We start from the raw sequence: 18,924 nt of genomic DNA on the forward strand, positions 1-18,924 counted from the left end.
AACCTAAAAAATAAAATAGAACAATAATCACAACAAGGGAAAAAAATGAAAACATTAGAGAACTATTTAAAGCCATTAATGCTGGTATCTGTATTACTCTTTGCAAACCTTGCTTTTAGTAAAGAAAAAGCACAGCAAATGGCTGACTTTATTCAAGAGTTTCATAATTATAAACAGTTTAATGGTAACGTCTTAGTTGCTAAAGAAGGCAAAATACTTTTTGAAAAAAGTTATGGTTATGCCAACTTCGAATGGGATATAAAACATAGCAAAAACAGTAAGTTTAGGATTGGCTCAATTACAAAACAATTCACAGCGATGCTAATTCTACAACTAGCTCAACAAGGCAAACTCAAGCTTGACGAACCATTAGCAACCTACCTACCCGATTATAGGCAAGATTCCGCTAAGAAAATAACTATCCGTCAAATACTTAACCATACATCAGGTCTTGGTAATTACACACAAACAAAAGACTTTGGCGAAAAATACAGCAGAAACCCATATAGTGTCGATCAGTTTATCCGTCTGTTATGTAGTGATGATTTAGTGTTTGAGCCTGGCACCCAATTTCGCTATAGCAACTCAGGCTATTTTATTTTAGGGGCAGTCATCGAAAAAATAACAGGAAAACGCTACCAAGATGTCTTGCAGGAAAATATTCTAACACCACTCAATATGGCTAATACAGGCTACGATTCACACAGTAAAATTATAAAATATCGTGCATCGGGTTATGCTAATGACTTAGCAGGTTATAGCAACACTGACTATCTAGATATGTCCATTCCTTATGCTGCAGGTGCAATGTACTCAACCGCACGTGATTTAGTAAAATGGGATCAAGCTCTTTACTCTAACCAACTGTTGAATGCTGAATATAAAAAGCAAATGTACCAAGTATCTAACCAACGAGATTATGCACTCGGCTGGGAGGTTAAAAAGTTAGATAAAGATCAATATGGTAAAGCGTTGACTCAAATACAGCATGGCGGTGGTATTAATGGCTTTAATGCGTTTATTAGCCGAGTTATTGAAGATAAACTCCTAATCGTTATTTTAAATAACACAGGTGGTGCACCATTAACCCCCATGACTAATGGGCTTCTCAATATTTATTACGAAAAGCCTTATGAAGCGGCTACTGAGCATGCTGATAGCATACTATACAAAGCACTTAAGGATGGCGGTATTGCTGCACTAAAAGAAAAATATGCAGAGCTCGTCACTCATCATAAAACGCCTCGTGAGCGAACGATTAATTACTTTGGCTATGAATTAATGCAAATGAATAAATTAAATGCAGCGGTGGCAGTATTTGAACTCAATAGTCAGCATTATCCCGACTCTGCCAATACCCATGACAGCCTAGGTGAAGCCTATTTAGCTGTTGGGGAAAAGCAAAAAGCGCTCATCAGTTATAAAAGAGCCCTTGAGTTAGATCCTGAAAGTGAAAGTGCAAAAAACGCTATTAAGCAACTTCAATAGAGACGAAGCCACCGTAAGTGGCTTCTTTTAATTTTAGCACGCCTGTTTTTGATTAAGCTCGATATAGGCTACCAAGTCTTCAATCGAGACGACAGGCATAGCGTGCTCAATGGCAAACGTGCTTACCTCTGGTAAGCGAGCCATTGAGCCATCTGGGTTTGTTAACTCACAAATAACTCCAAAAGGCGCTAAACCCGCTAGCTGCATTAAATCGACTGACGCCTCGGTATGACCTCTACGAACAAGCACCCCGCCTGTTTGCGCACGTAAACCAAACACATGGCCTGGACGAGATAAATCTTCTGGTTTTGCTTTTTCTGCTGTGGCTGCTTTAATTGTGGTGACACGATCAGCCGCTGACACGCCTGTTGTCACGCCCGTTTTGGCTTCAATAGTGACAGTATACGCGGTTTTGTTCTGACTGGTGTTATGCTCAACCATTTGCGGTAAGTCGAGCTGTTTAACACGCTCATCGCCCATGCAAAGACACACAATACCGCTGCCCTCACGGATCATCATAGCCATTTGCTCGGTTGTTAGGTGCTGTGCTGAATACACAAAATCACCTTCATTTTCACGGTTTTCGTCATCTACCACAAGCACGCCCTCACCTTGCTGCAATGCAGCAATAGCACGTTCAACGCGTTCAAGTGGTTCGCCGAACTGGCTTAGTAAAGAAGACTGAATCATCATTTTTAATACCTATTAAATTAAATATGAAAAGATTCAGGACATTGAAAGGCACAGCAAAAAAGACCACCCGAGGGCAGCCAATTACTGTTTTATAGATTAACTATATTCTCTTTCATCCGGACTATCACCGTCGGCTCTGGCCTCTCACCAGATCTGCTGACCTTCAACCAAAGGTTAAAGCGCTCGCGGGCTCACTTAACATCGTTAAGTATACCGCCGGTGGGGAATTTCACCCCGCCCTGAGAATGTTGCTTAATCATAAAGACGAATAAGCCCAGTTATTCTATACTTAAAATAATTAGTTATCGAGTACCTGCTTATCTAAAATGCCTTTTTCAATCAGTTGATTGAGAATCGCCTTCGTTTTTTCTCGACATATATCTCTCACTAAACGAACAGCAGGTGTGATTGATTGCCTGCTTGGGCAAATTAACCAAAGCTCTGCACAAAGGTGCGGGTAATTTTGCATAATAGGTACGACCCGCCCTGTTAATAAATCATCACTGATATCTATGCATGATTTCACAGCAAGGCCTTTACCGGCCACGCACCAACGCCTTACTAGGTCACCATCATTAGACGCACGGCGGCCTTGCATTTTCACCTTAAAACGCTCGGTTCCGTTGGTAAATTCCCAGACATTATTGATGATATCTTGCAGTTGATAAAATAGGCCTTGATGCTGATTTAATTCATCGGGATGTATCGGCGCGCCATATTCAGCAATATACTCTGGTGTTGCACATAACAGCCTTGGCACATTACATATTTTAAACCCATATAGATTTGAGTCTGATGGTGAGCCATACCTAAGCGCAAAATCAACGGAGTCACGATAAAAATCGACATTACTATCACTGATGTGCGGTCGCATGCTGAGTTTGGGATACTCATCCAAAAGCTCATCTAACCAAGGGATAATAATATTGCGTCCCAAATCAGAAGAAAGTGCAACCCTTAGTTCTCCTTCTATTTCATCATGCTCGCCTTTTAGCGCAAGTGTTGCCTGCTCAAGTGTCGCCAATGCTTGTTGGCATTGCGGTAAAAAACGCTCTCCCGCGGCTGATAATCTTAAGTGACGAGTGGTACGAACAAAAAGCTCTGCGCCAAGGGCTGCCTCTACTCGCTTTATTGCAGCACTCGCCGTCGCAGCGCGCATATCTAACTTAGCCGAAGCTTGGGTTATACTACGAAACTCCGCCACCTTGAGGACTAATTTGAGATCTTCAACCTGCATATTAACTAAAATTTTTTGATAATGTTTATTTGATTATGCGCTTTATCGTAAAGTATGCAAAGCGTACACTGCACCTAATGTTATACATGCGGGAGCAATTACATGACACACCCTATTATTTCTGACTTACAACGCCGTTATACAAGTAAACGCTACGATGCATCAAAACACGTTAGCCAAGAAGATTTAAACATTATTTTAGAAGCGTTACGTTTATCGCCTTCATCAATAAATTCTCAACCTTGGAAATTTGTTGTCATTGAGTCTGAGCAAGCAAAGCAACGCCTTCACGATAGTTTTGCTAACAAGTTTCAATTTAATCAGGTGCATGCTAAAGCGGCATCACACACCATTTTATTTGCCTATAATCCAAGCTATAAACGTGAAGATTATGAAAAAGTAATTGATGCTGATATCGCTAACGGCCGAACTAAAGCTGAAAATAAAGAGCAAGCCTTTGGGGCGTTTGCCTTTGTCGATTTAAATACCGATGAACAAGGCAATAATGCTGCATGGACCAAGTCACAAACTTACATCGCTTTGGGTAATACTATGCACACAGTGGCGCGTTTAGGTATTGATTCAACGCCGATGGAAGGTGTTGATAAAGAGCTATTGAGTGAGTTATTCGCTGATGAGTTAGACGGGTATGTTTGTGAAGTAGCCCTTGCTATCGGCTACCATGAACCTGAACAAGATTACAACGCGGCATTACCAAAATCACGATTAGATAAAAATACGGTGATTAAAGTAATTTAATAACCCTTTTAATAACCCTTTTAATACCTTGAATTAATACCTTGAAGTGAGTTGAAGTTCACTTCAAGGTTCATCGTCATATTATTCGTCAGTCGACTTTTTACGAGAATGTGCAGTGCCTGACACGCGTGTTCGCTTGTTAAAAGGCTTTTTACTTTGAGTTTTAGCCGCAGATGACTTTCCACCTGCTAGTTTATTTGTGCCTTGTTGCCCTTTATTTTGCTGTGGCCGCTTTGCCGTTTTAGGTTTTGGCTTTTGTGTTTGCTCTTGATCTGGACTTTTCGGCTTTTTTGGTTTCTTTGGTTTTTTAGGCTTTATTGGTCGTGTATCAAGTGGCTTTTCTGCAACTGGCTTAGTTGGCTCAAAACCTGACTCTGTAGCACGCGGAATTAATTGCCCAATAAAACGTTCAATACCATAAAGGTCATCTGCATCATCAGCGGTTACAAATGAAATTGCATGTCCCGACGCGCCAGCTCTACCCGTTCGACCAATACGATGAACATAATCTTCGTATACATTTGGTAAGTCATAATTAACTACATGCGGTAGCTCAACAATATCTAAGCCTCGTGCCACGATATCAGTGGCAACTAATACTCTTACATCACCATTTTTGAAACCTTCAAGTGCTTTAACACGCGCCCCTTGCGACTTATTACCATGTATAGCTGCACCACTGATATCATCGCGCTCAAGTTGCTTAACCAAACGATTAGCGCCGTGTTTCGTGCGACTAAACACCAACACCTGTTGCCAATCATTGGCGCGAATTAAGTGGCTTAGCAAAGCTGTTTTTCTTGACTTATCAACAGCATAAACTGATTGCGTCACTGTTTTTGCAGTGGTATTTTTTGCTGCAACTGAAATTTCTACCGGATCGTTAATTAAGCCCTTTGCCAGCGCACGGATTTCATCTGAGAAGGTCGCAGAAAACATCAGGTTTTGACGCTTTGCAGGTAATTTAGCAATGATGCGCTTAATATCATGAATAAACCCCATATCAAGCATACGGTCTGCTTCGTCGAGGATAAGCACTTCTAAATCATCAAATTTAATCGCATTTTGGTTATGTAAATCCAACAAGCGACCAGGTGTGGCGACAAGAATATCAACGCCTTTGCGTAAACGCATCATTTGCGGATTAATTTTAACACCGCCATAAACAACAAATGAGCTTACATTTGAATGCTTAGCGTACTGCTCGACGTTTTCGCTCACTTGTAAAGCAAGCTCTCGTGTTGGAGCCAGAACAAGTGCACGCGCACGGTTTGCACCTGCTTTTTTACCCTTTGTTAATAACTCAATGAGTGGCAATGTAAAACCTGCTGTTTTACCCGTTCCTGTTTGCGCTGCCGCCATAACATCACGGCCAGCAATAATTGCAGGAATTGCCTGTGTTTGAATAGGCGTAGGTGTTTCATAACCTTTTTCTAAAACCGCATCAACTAAAGACTGTGATAATCCTAAGCCATCAAAACTCATAGTGTCTCTCAAATTCAAAAAATCAGCTGAATTGCCGAAGTGCGCGCATTATACCTAGGATAGTCAATAATGCATGGAATTATTTTATTAAAGGGAATTTGGGCACGAAAGTAGCTTTAGCATCTGAGGCACAAATTTAGGGCTGCACTCCTTGTGTATTTTTCCAAAGGTAATGTGAAACAAATGCTACATATGCAGTGCTACACCTGCTGCAAGGTGTATCTTTGTGAATCGGTGAAGTCCTCACTAGGCTATTATAAAAAACTCTAAAAATCATATAGTTGAAGTTACTAACAAAAAATAATTAAACATGGTGCGCAGATTGCTGAATGCCCTTTGCACGACACAACCGTTTTAGCTAAATCCATGTGTCAGAAGCTTTTTTATCTAATTTAAGAGAATCACCTATGTCTAATATTCCAGTATATCAAAATTATATCAATGGCCAGTTTGTGCAGCATTCAGCCAACTATATTGAAGTAATGAACCCTGCTAACGGAGACGTATTATCTAAAGTTCCCAGCGCAGACAAGGTTGAAGTAGAACAAGCCATCCATGCAGCAAAACAAGCACAACCAGCGTGGGCAAGTAGACCCGCAATTGAGCGTGCGCAATACCTTCATAAAATTGCTGAAAAAATACGGCAAAACATTGATCGGCTCGCGCTTGTGATAACCCAAGAACAGGGTAAAGTATTGAGCCTAGCGAGGGTAGAAGTCAACTTCACTGCCGACTACCTCGATTATATGGCGAGTTGGGCTAGACATATCGAAGGCGAGATAATTACCAGTGATAGAAAAGGAGAAAATATTTTTCTATTCAGAAAGCCGCTAGGTGTTGTTGCCGGTATCTTACCTTGGAATTTCCCCTTTTTTCTCATTGTAAGGAAGATGGCACCCGCTTTAATTACTGGGAATACCATTGTCATCAAACCGAGTGAAGAAACCCCCAATAACTGCTTTGAATTCACCCAGCTCCTCGATGAAGTTGGTTTACCTCAAGGTGTGTTTAATGTGGTATGCGGATCAGGGCGAAATGTTGGCCAAGCCCTTTCCTCTAGCGAAGATATAAACATGATTAGCTTTACAGGGAGTGTAGAAACGGGCTCTGTTATTATGTCTGCCGCAGCAAAAAATATCACTAAAGTAAACTTAGAGCTTGGGGGGAAAGCCCCCGCAATTGTGCTTGATGATGCCAATATAGATCTTGCTGTAAGTGCCATCAAAGCATCACGTATAACTAACACAGGACAAGTATGTAATTGCGCCGAGCTTGTTTATGTACACGCGAAGGTTGCTGATGAGTTTATTAGAAAAATATCCGATGCAATGGCATCAACACGTTATGGCGACCCACAACTAGACCCTGATATCGAAATGGGCCCGCTGGTTAATAAATCTTGCTTAAATAAAGTAGCCAGTATGGTTGAACAAGCTATTGCAGAGGGTGCAAAAGTGGCAACTGGCGCAAAGGTAGCCGACACCGACAGTGGCTACCATTACCAACCCACTGTGTTGGTTAACTGCCATGCCGATATGGAAATTATGCGCAAAGAGATTTTTGGTCCTGTACTGCCCATTCAAATCGTTAGCAGTTTAGAAGAAGCCATTGAACTTGCAAACTCACTAGAATACGGACTCACTTCTTCTGTCTATACTCAAAGCCTTAACCAAGCTATGCGTGCCATAGAATTACTTAATTATGGTGAAACCTATATAAATAGAGAAAACTTTGAAGCTATACAAGGCTTCCATGCAGGCACCAGAAAATCAGGAATTGGTGGCGCTGATGGCAAACACGGTTTGTATGAATTTACGCAAACACACGTCGTGTATATACAGAACTAATTTAAGTTAATTTATCAAAAAATAAAGCCGCAACACATGTTGCGGCTAATACGGAATCATTAAAGCCATTCACTTAAGCTTAAAAGCTAACTGATGCTTCGACAATAACACCATCCCATTCTGTACCGTCGCCAACCCCAAATAACGCCGTTCCTCCCCCTGAAAATTGTTCTTCTTCCTGTCTAACATACTCTAATTTGAATAAGGTGGAATCATTCATCCACCAGCCTCCTCCAACTTGGAGTCGAGTCGCGGTATTATTATTGTTGATATTGCCACTTTCGTTGTCAGACTCAGCATAGCGAGCGGCTAGATAAAAATGCTTGTTAAAAGTATATCGACCCTCAATAGACCAAAATTGCATTTCTGACTCTTGCTCAATGTAACTAGTCTGAAAACTACCCTGCCCATTAGCCCAACTAACATCGTCCTCGGCTCGACCATACAAAGCATGCAGTAAAATAGAGTCAGTCATGTATTGAATGTCAGCTTGCCATATAAACGCATCTACCCCAGGCACAATGAGAGGATGTGTAGCTCGTGCATTAGGGGCTGTGCTGGCAAACTGATAATTATCACCGTCGCCAACCGCAATTAACGACCCCGCAGATTTGCCTGTAACCGCACTTATTTCATGATTGGTAGAAAAAACACCTGCGCCAAACGATAGGCCATTAGCTAAATTATAAGTACCACGTAAGCCAAGGTTGTACCCCCGATTATCTGAAAAATCTGCAAAAAAATCAGGTACTGAAATAGTTCCATCCCAAGTTACTGTACTGCCATTATTTAATTCATGTACACCATAAAACCAGATACCTTCTTCGGCAGTGATCATATCAACAAGACTATTTCCCACAAACGGATTAGTTTGCACTGATGCGCCATCGGAATAACGCAAAAAGTTTTGTGTGGTCGAAACAACATTACCAAGCCTCACACCTACATCTTGATTAATCTGGTATTGGATCCACGCTAAATCTTGACTGATACTCGCGCTGCCATCATTCCAATCATTTGGCTCTTCAGCAAGCTCAGCAAAAATAGAAAGTTGCTCCGTGACTTGTGCATTAATATTGAGGCCAAATCGTAAGCGATGAAACCCTGAGTCAGTTTTAGCATTGCCTGGATCTGCTGCCGCCCCCTCAACTTCCATCCCAGTTTGCCAACTTTGCATAATGCCACCAGACAATTCAATTCGGTCTAGCCAATTTTCTGCACTCATAGCGCTAAAACAAGCTAAACTCAACGACGTTGCTACTGCTATTTTTTTTAATTTCATTATTATGTTTCCCTTATGAAGTGTACTTCGAACATAAGGGATGGCAAAGACTATGCCATTGAAATAAAAACAAACAACAAATTGATTTTAAAGTGTTTTTTACTTTAAACACATTGAAGCGTATTCAGTTTAATTCCTTAAAATCAAACTAATGTCGCAGGTCAATTGTCACATTTTGCTACATACATCGACAGCAAACAAAAACCACTTTTAGCAAGCATTATTAGGCTGAACAATCTTATACTTTTCCATTTTTCTATACACTGTAGAACGGCACACATTAAGCTCTTCAGAAACAGACGTTATATTCCAACGATGTTTTTTAAGCGTTTCAATTAGTAACTGCTCTTCATGGCAGGCAGTAAATTTAGCTAAGGCTTTTTCCTTTTTAAAAGAGCCCGCCGTTTTATGATCTGTAAGTGAAGAAAAGTGTTCGATTAAATCATCTGGAAAGCAATTAATGGTTATTTCAGCTCCTTCACACACCGCTACCGCATACTTAATTACGCTAATCAGTTGTCTTATATTGCCAGGCCAAAAATAAGATTCAAGTGCTCTTTTAGCATCATCGGCTATGCTCAAACCATGCACCGCCACGCATTCTCGTTCGAGTATGTTATCAATAATAAAGGATTTATCAGACCGTTCTCGAAGTGCTGGTAACTTTAAAACCATACCGTTAAGACGATAATAAAAATCCTCTCTAAACTCTTTTAATTCAATAAGTGTTTTTAGATCTTGGTGTGTTGCAGAAATCACTTGTAAATCTAATGCGATAGGCTCAATCCCCCCAAGAGGCATAGTTTCGCGCTCAGCTAAAACTCGTAATAGCCGAGTTTGAAGTTGTACCGGCATATCACCTATTTCATCTAAGAAAAGTGTGCCGCCATTTGCCTGCTCAAGTTTTCCTTTCATACCTTTTTTATGTGCACCGGTAAAGCTACCGCCGAGATAACCAAACAACTCACTCTCTATTAGTGTTTCAGGTATCGCGGCACAGTTTAGCGCCACAAATGGTTTATCAGCACGGGGACTCGATTCATGAATGGCGCGCGCAAAAGCCTCTTTGCCTGTTCCTGTCTCACCGGTAATCATAATAGGTATGTCTTTATCAGCAACCAAAAGTGCTCGACGAACAAGCTGTTGCATAGAGGCATCTTCACCATTCAATTCATTAATCGGCGGGTGTTTAGTGCATTTCTTCCTATGCACTTTTGACTCTGCTTGCACCAATGGTAATGCCTTACTTTTTGGCACTTTTAAAGTTAATTCAACGTTTTCTGACAGCAATGGAAGTTGCACATTAACCGCTTTATTTCCTCCATTTGTTTTACTTAATAAACTATCCAGAGACAAACCAACAAATTGCTCAACATTAATACCTAGCAACGATTGATGCGATTGAAAATGAGACATAAAATAAAAAAATGCCGCGTGATTTGCACCAATAATTGTCCCTTTCTCATTAATAGCGATGAGTTGTTCTTGGGTGATATCAAAAAAACTTTCAGCCGACTTTATACTTAATATGAGTTGGTTTTTATAGCTTGTATGCAAATAGCTATTTTCAATCATGCGCCCATATAACATCACCATTTTCAGTGTCATAAGCTGATGGTGCTTGTTTTGGTCAGCTCCAATACACGACGCGTTTAAGCAACCTAGCAACTCTCCCATGGGATCAAAAATAGGTGTAACGGAGCAACTTAACTCTTTATGACTTGCATAAAAATGTTCAGCCTTATGAATGATCAAAGGAGCTTTTTCAATAAGGCATGTACCAATGCCATTAGTACCGACTTGGTTTTCAGCCCACCTTGCACCTATGAGTAAGCCTGACTGTTTACTCAAACTTTCCTCTTGAGTAGATAAACTCGTTGCTAAGGTTAAGCCTGTGGCATCAGTTAAAATTGCAGAGTAACCTACATCAGCAATACGATTAGCCAAACCAACAAGGCCGCATTTCCCCGTATTTAAAAAGGTCTCTCTGAGCTGGAGTTGCGATCGCATTTCGCTGGAAGAAAGCACCTCAACTTCATTAAACGCATAAGGGTCTAAGCCATAATTGAGCAAACTTCGCTTCCATGATCGCGCGATATATTTAGATGGTTGAATGTTACGTAGTTGAAATTCTGTGGACATAAACGACTGAGCACTACTAACGTCCATAGGGTGTGGAGTGTGTTTCATCACCTTGCTACTCCGTTCTATTGTTGTCGGGCAATTTAAGTAGCAGCATTAGGCTGGAACTATAAAAGCCTCAGTCTTTGTTTCTAAAACTATCACAGAAATTTAATCTAACAATACGCCTTTTACCCTATTTTAATTTTGATTCATGATAATTTTGCAATACAAAAACATGTCTCTCGGTTAAAAAAGCCGCTCACATTGATTTATTTTTGAGACAAGTGTCAAACTCTTAGCATCCTCTCTTCAGGTTATAAATTTTTCTTTATTTAGGTGTCTCATTGTTGCATGCATGTTGCGACACCTGTTTCTCTTTTCATACGGAAACATACACTCAAGAACAACCAAAATAAAAATATCTATTTAATATCAATTGGTTATCAACGTTAAAATTACTAAAAACTGTTGGCATATAATTTGGTACTAAGGTCATTCAAACTAAAACACCTTCAGAGGTTACAATGAAAAAAATGACAAATTTGAATCTGACTTACCTAAATTGCTGTTTAATATTCACTGGGATGTTGATCAACACACACGCATCAGCGGCCAGTTTAACTAAGCTCACAAAAGAAATTAAAAACTATAAACCAGTTACGCAAAAAAGGCTGAATGAAGCAGACCCAAAAGACTGGCTACTACCCAAAGGCAATTATGAAGGATGGATGTATAGCAAGCTGACGCAAATAAACAAAAAGAATGTTAAGTCTTTAAAGCCAGTATGGACGTACTCAACAAACTTAGATTCTGGTCACGAAGCCCCTGCCCAAGTAAACAATGGCGTTATGTTTGTTTCTACGCCTTACAATCATGTAATTGCGTTAGACGCTAAAACAGGGCAAGTTTTTTGGCGCTATACGCACGACAACCCTTATGACTTATCTGTTATGCACAATACTAGCCGCGGCATCGCTCTGTGGGATGATAAGGTTTACGTAGCAGGACTTGATGGCACGTTAAATGCCCTTGATGCAAAAACCGGTGAGCGAGTATGCCAAGCACAAATCGGCGACTGGAGCACAGGTGCGTATATCACCTCTGCACCCACACCTGTAAAGGGCAAGATTCTTGTGGGTCCCTCTGGCGGTGAATATGGTGTCCGTGGTTTTTTGGAAGCTATGGACGCTAAAACATGTAAACAAGCATGGCGCACATACAGTGTACCAGGCCCTGGAGAGGCAGGACACGAAACGTGGAAAAAAGAAGGTAAACGCCCAGATGCATGGAAGTATGGTGGTGGCAGCATGTGGATGCCAGGTAACTATGATCCAGAAGCGGACGTACTTTATTGGGGAGTAGGTAACGGTTCACCTTGGTTAGGTGATCAACGCCCAGGGGACAATTTATACGTTGCCTCCTCCATTGCTATGAACCCTGACAGTGGCAAAATTGTTGGTCATTTCCAATATCATCACAATGACTCATGGGATTGGGCAGCGATGAATGCGCCTATGCTCGTTAATTTCAAAAAAGGTAATAAGACGGTTAAAGGCTTAGTCTCTCCCCAGCGTAATGGTTATTTATATTGGCTAGAACGTAGCAATAAGGGGAAAATTAGCTATGTCGAAGGACAACCGTTTGTAAAAAATAACGCATTTAAATCATTAGATAAAGAAACTGGACGTCCTACTTATGATTACAAACATGTGCCTGTAACAGGCAAACGCGTTGATTATTGCCCAAGTCTATGGGGCGGGAAAAACTGGCCATATGAAGCCTATAACCCCGAAACAGGCATCATCTACGTTCCTGCCAACAACAATCTTTGTAATTCTTTTATTGGTAAATTTCAAGATGATGTTGAACCTGCTTCAGGACAGTTCTGGGCTGGTATCGACATACCCGATCTAGATGTTTACCTAGACAATCCTAAAAAAGGAGTTGGTCAACTACAAGCGTGGAATATCAATACACGTAAAAAAGTTTGGCAACATGACTTTGGCAAAACCATGAATTGGGGCTCTGTACTATCCACTGCTGGTGGCATTGTATTTAATGCAGGCACGAACGATCGTATTTTACGCGCGTTTGATTCACAAACTGGCGATGTGCTGTGGGAGTTCCCTCTTAACTCGACAGCTATTGCCCCACCAGTGAGCTATGAAGTCGATGGGAAGCAATACATTGCCATTACCGCAGGTTACGGTGTGGATGCACATTGGACAAACAGCGTGCTGGCAGAGAAAGATAAATCAGGCGAGTGGATTGCTGATGTACCTGAAGGTGGCGTGATTTGGGTATTCGCTTTACCCAATTAATTTACCAACTAAGCGAAAAGCCCGCATGCTTTTCGCTTTCACGTATTACTAGCTAAGGCGCTAATTTTATAAAATAAAGGTACCTCATGACACAAAATGCATCTTCAAAGAAAATCATCGATTTGCCATGCACACAGAAAACTAACGATGACGATTTAGCTCAAAACCACCCCGACAATTATTTTCGTCGTGATTTTGTAAAATATCTCGCTATCGCCATCCCAATAGTTAATCTGCCTTTAAGCACTGGGGTAAATGCAACCACTAAACCTGAAAGACGTCCTCCCCAAGCAGGAGATCGACTCACTTACTTTCAAAAATCAAAACGTGGGCAGATTATTAAGCTGTCGGATTTAAAAGAATTAGACAAACCTCTGCTGGTTGTTCCTTTCGATGTTGAAAATAATGTGGTTAAAGATGGCTCTCGCTACAACCAAATACTGCTTCAAAAGTTACCCAGTGAATTACTCTCAGCAGCAACAAAAAAACTTTCAGACCAAGGTGTTATCGCTTATTCAGCAATTTGCACACATGCCGGTTGCCCTGTCACCGGGTGGATGGCTGATGAAAAAAACTACATGTGCCCTTGTCACCAATCTGTTTTTAATCCTAAAGATAGCGGCGTGGTTGTGTCAGGTCCTGCTACACGAGGATTACCTGCAATTGGGCTAAAAATTGAAGCCGATGAAATTATCCTAACCAATACATTTAATAGCTGGATTGGTTTTGGCAAAAGACCCAAATAATGGAGAAGCGTCATGAATATTCAAAAAAATTTACTCAATTTAACAACCCTAATTATCATTATTTTAATGTCGATGAAAGTGCTTGGTGCGGCTAAACCTATAACCGGTGTGAGCTGCCAAGAAGGCTTTTATATTCTTACACCAGATAAACATATCCATTGGATAAGGGATCAACAAAAAGAGCGCACGCTTGTTTATTCTGAAGGTGACGATATTTATGCCATGGCTGAATGTGGCACAGGCGTAATAACAGTATTTGAAAACAAACAGTTGCAAACACCCCACTATAGCGCTTATTACAGTCCTAACTGTAGAAATATCGGCGTAGAAGTAGGTGAAACAAAAAGCATTTATCAAGGCGAAGTTAAAATAAATCACATACAAGCAACACCTAAAAGCCTAAAAATACGCCTTGCTAACAATGCACTTTTTAGTAGTAATAGCTGTACTGATCTTGTGATGCAAAGCGAGTAAGCAATGAAAGACACACATTATTACCTTGCTTTTACTCTAAGCGCTTTAGCAGCAGCCTGTTTGTTTAATTACTCAGCGGCAAGTAACAAAGAAAATGAAGAAGAACAATCACTTAAGCAACTGCTAAACACCCTAAATGAGAGCTATACGTTAACAGTTGATGTAACCGCTCCTCGTTTGAATACACCCATGTTTACACTAGGAATGGAGTTATTTTTTAGCAAAGCGTTAAGTGGCAATCAAGATGTAGCCTGTGCAAGCTGTCACCACCCATATCTAGCAGGCGGTGACAGCCTTAGCCTACCCATAGGTGAAGCCCCCTATGATGAGGATATAATTGGCCCAGGCCGCTGGCATGACTGGCAACGCTCAGCAGATCCAAAAGCAGATGGTGCTCCGAATGTAGCACGGCATTCACAAACAATTATTAATGCTTCTTTGTACAAAGAAGCCATGTTTTATGATGGCCGTATTTTTGTACTTGAAAATGATATTCGCATAGCGGATACCCCTCTACCTCACCGCACCCCTGACAGTAATTTATGGCAAGGAGATCAGTTAGCAGGAAAAAACTTACTCGCAACACAAGCTCGTTTTCCTGTTGTTTCAAGTGATGAAATGCGAGGCTATACATTCGCAGCTGCCAGCACCAATGAAGACACCCGACACAAACTAACAAAACGCTTACAGCAACACGATAAAAACCAACAATGGCTTAAGCTATTTCGCAATGCCTTTAATGATTTACATGCCGCACCAGAACAGCTTTTTACCTTTGAGAATATTGCAACCGCAATTTCTTACTACCAATCAACCCAACTATTAATTAACACTCCATGGTTTAATTACCTTAACGGAGAGAGTGATGCAATGACTCCCAGCCAAAAACGGGGGGCACAGTTATTCTTGAAGTCAGCTAAACAAGGTGGTGCTGGCTGTATAGAATGTCACACGCCCCCTATTTTTTCTGACGAGAAATTTCACAATATTGCTGCGGTACAGGTAGGTCGCGGCAAACAGCCTAATGGGGAAGACTACGGTCGACGAGGAGTTACACAAAAAGACGACGATCGCTATAAATTTAGAACGCCATCCCTGTTAAATGTTGCAGTAACAGCACCCTACACTCACTCTGGTGCATTTATAAATTTAGAGTCGATTATTAAGCACCACCTTGATCCTGCCAAGTCGTTGCAGAATTTTGATTACAGCTTTGCTGACAATCCACAACTAAGTTATGTCGCGAGCTTGTTACCAAATAGCAAACTCAATTCTCACCGTGCACTAGAGCAATTACAAAATGAACAACAAAAAGGAGTCAGCTTACTGGCATCAGGCATTACCTTATCTGACGCTCAGCTATCTGATTTAATTGCCTTTTTAAATAGCCTCACCGACCCTTGCATCAATAGTCGAGAGTGTATGTCTCAATGGGTGCCCACGGAAACGGATAAAGCACCAGATATACACCGTTTAAACGCACGCTTTAAACGCTTTACAGCGCCGCCTAAGCCAATAAGCAGAATATCTCACACAGAAAGTAATTTGCCGCAAATGTCATTCGACAAAGCGAATATTAAGCCGGCGTTATTATTAAGTGATATGGAATTTGGCTGTAAGTCCCGTGCTTCAATCGCACCTCAAAACACGAATGCTGCAAAACGTTTTGATGAAGTATCACTGGATGTTGGCATAAGTCATCAACACCACATAACTTGGCAAAACTACACCCTATCATCAGCGCAACGGCTACTTTTTAGTGGCGGCGTTGCTATGGGTGACATAGATGGTGACTGCTGGCCTGACATCTTTTTTCCTACAGGTGACGGCGCCCCTGATAAACTATATCAAAATCAGCGTAATGGGCATTTTTCAGATATTAGTCGCTCTTGGGGTATTACCCAAAAGGAGCTATCCAATGGTGCAGCGATGGTGGACATTGATGGCGATGGTGATTTAGATATTTTCACCTCAAACTTACTTCATCCTCACCTACCTTCCGTTAACAGTCAAGTGAACAAACACCCCCACCATCAAAGCCCTACTCTCTATCTTAATGAGCAGCAACAAAGCTTTATAGTGAGTCATGATATTGGTTTGAATACCCAGCTTACTAGCTGGTCTTTCGCTTTTGCCGACTATGATAAAGATGGGGATATCGATATGCTAACCAACCATTGGCGTGGGCCAGGCCTTGGTGGACAGCTTCCTAATCACTTATGGGAAAACACAAGCCAAGCAAATACGCTGACATTTCAAGCGCAAGATGAGACAGCTGGTTTGCTTGATTTGATAGGAAGTACCGACTTTACTTTTACCTCTAATTTTTCGGATTTTAATAATGACGGTTGGCTAGATTTATTATTTACTGCGGACTTTGAAACCAGCCAAGTCTATAAAAACCTGCAAAATGGGCGGTTTGAAAAAGTGACGCATGAACACACGATTCATGATCAAAATGGAATGGGCGCAGCCATAGCTGATTTTGATAACAATGGCTCATTAGACTGGTTTGTAAGCAGTATTTGGGATCCAAATGGTCACCCTGAAGGTAGCTGGGGAGTGATAGGTAATCGTCTATACAGTAACCAAAATAATCAGTTTATAGATATCACTGAACAAGCGGGTGTAGACAAAGGGTTATGGGCTTGGGGAGCATGCTTTGCCGATTTTAACAACGATGGCTGGCTAGACCTATTTCATGTTAATGGTTTTGATCTGCCCAAACAGTTAAGCAAACGCTTTGCTAACCCTCGCGCTTATCAAAAACTAAAACTCGCTATGGCTGAGTTTGAAAAAACACACAGCCGCTTATTCATTTCAAATCAAGATGGCACCTTTACAGAACAAAGTAAACTTTGGGGCATTAGCGATCAACTCTCTGGCCGAGGCGTTGCGTGTGTCGACTATGATCGGGATGGCGATATCGATATTGTAATTAGTAATCATCAACAGGCTCCTTTGCTCTATAAAAATCGACATAATGATGAAAGTAAAGACAGTTACCTTTCTATTAGCTTGCGCGATACAACAAAAAATACGCGCGCACTAGGCGCTAAAGTGTACGTTACTGTTGGCGAAACAACTCAATTACAGGAAGTTCAAGCAGGCGGAAGCTTTCTAAGTGGCACCCCTTCCACCCTGCACTTTGGTTTAGGACAGGCCTCACAAGCTGACACGATCAAAATTGTATGGCCTGATAAAACAAACACAGTAAGTACTTTTACCAATGTACCTGCCAATCAATTTATTTATATCACTACCGACTTAACAGCTAACCTTAAAAAGTATCGAAAATAAAAAGGAATTGATAAATATGAATTTAAACCAATGTGTTAACTATCATGATTTTGAAAAACTAGCTAAACAACGCCTACCTAGCCCTATTTATAACTATATTGCGGGGGGTGCCGATGATGAAGTAACCATGCGACGCAACACTGAAGCATTTAATCAATGTGATCTAGTGCCCAATGTACTCAGAGGCGTTCAGCACGTTGACCTTAGCACCGAAGTTATGGGGCAAAAACTTAAACTACCTATTTATTGTTCTCCAACAGCATTGCAACGCTTATATCATCACCAAGGCGAACATGCTGTAGCGGGTGCTGCCGAAAAATTTGGCACCCTATTTGGCGTGTCATCCCTAGGCACCGTATCAATGGAGAAAATAGCAAAAAATTTTGATATTCCTCAAGTTTATCAGTTTTATTTTCATAAAAATCGCGATTTAAACAAAGCAATGATGGACCGTGCAAAAGCCTGTGGTGTTGAAGTCATGATGTTGACTGTTGACTCAATTACAGGTGGAAATAGAGAGCGGGATTTACGCACAGGGTTTTCAATTCCTTTCAGGTTAACTATGTCTGGTATGTGGGAGTTTATTCGTAAGCCGAACTGGGCCATAAACTATTTACTGCATGAAAAGTTTTCGCTCCCGCAACTACAAGAGCACATAGATATGAAAGGAAATAGCTCTTCAATCGGTGACTACTTTACCAATATGCTAGACCCTTCAATGAACTGGCAAGATGTCGCAGATATGGTCAAGTATTGGAATGGTCAATTTTGCCTTAAAGGTATTGTCAGCGTCGAAGATGCTAAGCGCGCTGTTGAAATAGGCTGCACGGGTATTGTGGTATCAAATCATGGCGGGCGGCAATTAGACGGCTCACGCAGCTCGTTTGATCAACTGGCTGAGATTGTAGATGCGGTTGGCGATGACATTGATGTGTTATTTGACAGCGGCGTGCAACGGGGCTCACACGTACTCAAAGCGTTGTCGATTGGCGCGAAAGCGGTTGGGATTGGTCGAATGTATCTTTATGCACTTGCGGCTGCAGGCCAACCAGGCGTTGAGCGAGTACTTGGTTTGATGCAAAGTGAAATTGAGCGAGATATGAAACTCATGGGCTGTACCAGCATCAGTCAATTACAACGACATCACGTTAAATTTCGACGCTAATCA

At 41.2% G+C, this 18,924-nt stretch carries 13 protein-coding genes and 1 riboswitch; of the genes, 8 read left to right on the forward strand and 5 right to left on the reverse strand.

All coding sequences use genetic code 11. From position 1 onward, the window contains the following. Positions 1-45: 45 nt before the first annotated feature. Positions 46-1,488: a serine hydrolase domain-containing protein gene (locus L3V41_RS00230; RefSeq protein ID WP_062569356.1), complete on the forward strand. Its 1,443-nt coding sequence runs from the start codon at positions 46-48 to the stop codon at positions 1,486-1,488. A gap of 33 nt (positions 1,489-1,521) precedes the next feature. Here L3V41_RS00230 and ribB read toward each other — a convergent pair whose 3' ends face one another. Both ribB and L3V41_RS00240 read right to left on the reverse strand, forming a co-directional pair. Continuing rightward, positions 1,522-2,175, reverse strand: coding sequence for a 3,4-dihydroxy-2-butanone-4-phosphate synthase (gene ribB / locus L3V41_RS00235; RefSeq protein ID WP_167346342.1), 654 nt, complete (start codon positions 2,173-2,175; stop codon positions 1,522-1,524). A gap of 106 nt (positions 2,176-2,281) precedes the next feature. After that, a riboswitch (FMN riboswitch) is annotated at positions 2,282-2,432 on the reverse strand. Between the two features lie 47 nt (positions 2,433-2,479). Further along, a complete protein-coding gene (locus L3V41_RS00240) occupies positions 2,480-3,418 on the reverse strand; it encodes a LysR family transcriptional regulator (protein WP_193987464.1) in 939 nt (312 codons plus the stop codon). 102 nt (positions 3,419-3,520) lie between these two features. On the opposite strand from L3V41_RS00240, the gene L3V41_RS00245 reads away from it, so the two are divergent. After that, positions 3,521-4,177, forward strand: a complete 657-nt coding sequence (locus tag L3V41_RS00245; RefSeq protein ID WP_237126979.1) for a nitroreductase family protein — start codon at positions 3,521-3,523, stop codon at positions 4,175-4,177. Positions 4,178-4,258: 81 nt separating this feature from the next. Here L3V41_RS00245 and L3V41_RS00250 read toward each other — a convergent pair whose 3' ends face one another. Continuing rightward, the gene (locus L3V41_RS00250) at positions 4,259-5,662 is read right to left on the reverse strand and encodes a DEAD/DEAH box helicase (RefSeq protein WP_237126980.1); all 1,404 of its coding nucleotides are present in this window, start codon (positions 5,660-5,662) and stop codon (positions 4,259-4,261) included. A 407-nt stretch (positions 5,663-6,069) separates the two neighbouring features. Here L3V41_RS00250 and aldA point away from each other — a divergent pair, with 407 nt between their 5' ends. Beyond that, entirely contained in the window at positions 6,070-7,509 is a 1,440-nt protein-coding gene (gene aldA, locus L3V41_RS00255) for an aldehyde dehydrogenase (protein WP_237126981.1), read from the forward strand. 79 nt (positions 7,510-7,588) lie between these two features. Here the strand turns inward: aldA and L3V41_RS00260 are convergent, their stop codons facing one another. After that, complete coding sequence (locus L3V41_RS00260; protein ID WP_237126982.1) at positions 7,589-8,791, reverse strand: hypothetical protein; 1,203 nt, start codon at positions 8,789-8,791, stop codon at positions 7,589-7,591. A gap of 210 nt (positions 8,792-9,001) precedes the next feature. Then, a complete protein-coding gene (locus L3V41_RS00265; protein WP_237127262.1) occupies positions 9,002-10,981 on the reverse strand; it encodes a sigma-54-dependent Fis family transcriptional regulator in 1,980 nt (659 codons plus the stop codon). Between the two features lie 467 nt (positions 10,982-11,448). Between L3V41_RS00265 and L3V41_RS00270 the strand changes: the two genes are divergently transcribed. From L3V41_RS00270 to L3V41_RS00290, 5 genes are all read left to right on the forward strand, one after another. Next, positions 11,449-13,236: a PQQ-dependent dehydrogenase, methanol/ethanol family gene (locus tag L3V41_RS00270; RefSeq protein WP_083515314.1), complete on the forward strand. Its 1,788-nt coding sequence runs from the start codon at positions 11,449-11,451 to the stop codon at positions 13,234-13,236. An 86-nt stretch (positions 13,237-13,322) separates the two neighbouring features. Further along, complete coding sequence (locus tag L3V41_RS00275; RefSeq protein ID WP_062569363.1) at positions 13,323-13,982, forward strand: Rieske (2Fe-2S) protein; 660 nt, start codon at positions 13,323-13,325, stop codon at positions 13,980-13,982. Positions 13,983-13,994: 12 nt separating this feature from the next. Beyond that, on the forward strand, positions 13,995-14,456 hold the full coding sequence (locus tag L3V41_RS00280; protein ID WP_237126983.1) for a hypothetical protein: 462 nt from the start codon (positions 13,995-13,997) through the stop codon (positions 14,454-14,456). 3 nt (positions 14,457-14,459) lie between these two features. Then, a complete protein-coding gene (locus L3V41_RS00285; protein ID WP_237126984.1) occupies positions 14,460-17,756 on the forward strand; it encodes an FG-GAP-like repeat-containing protein in 3,297 nt (1,098 codons plus the stop codon). Positions 17,757-17,772: 16 nt separating this feature from the next. Continuing rightward, positions 17,773-18,921 (forward strand): alpha-hydroxy acid oxidase, encoded by a 1,149-nt coding sequence (locus L3V41_RS00290; RefSeq protein WP_237126985.1) that lies wholly within the window; start codon positions 17,773-17,775, stop codon positions 18,919-18,921. Positions 18,922-18,924 lie beyond the last annotated feature (3 nt).

Origin of the sequence: Pseudoalteromonas sp. L21 (assembly GCF_021728035.1) — a bacterium.
Lineage (GTDB): Bacteria > Pseudomonadota > Gammaproteobacteria > Enterobacterales > Alteromonadaceae > Pseudoalteromonas > Pseudoalteromonas arabiensis.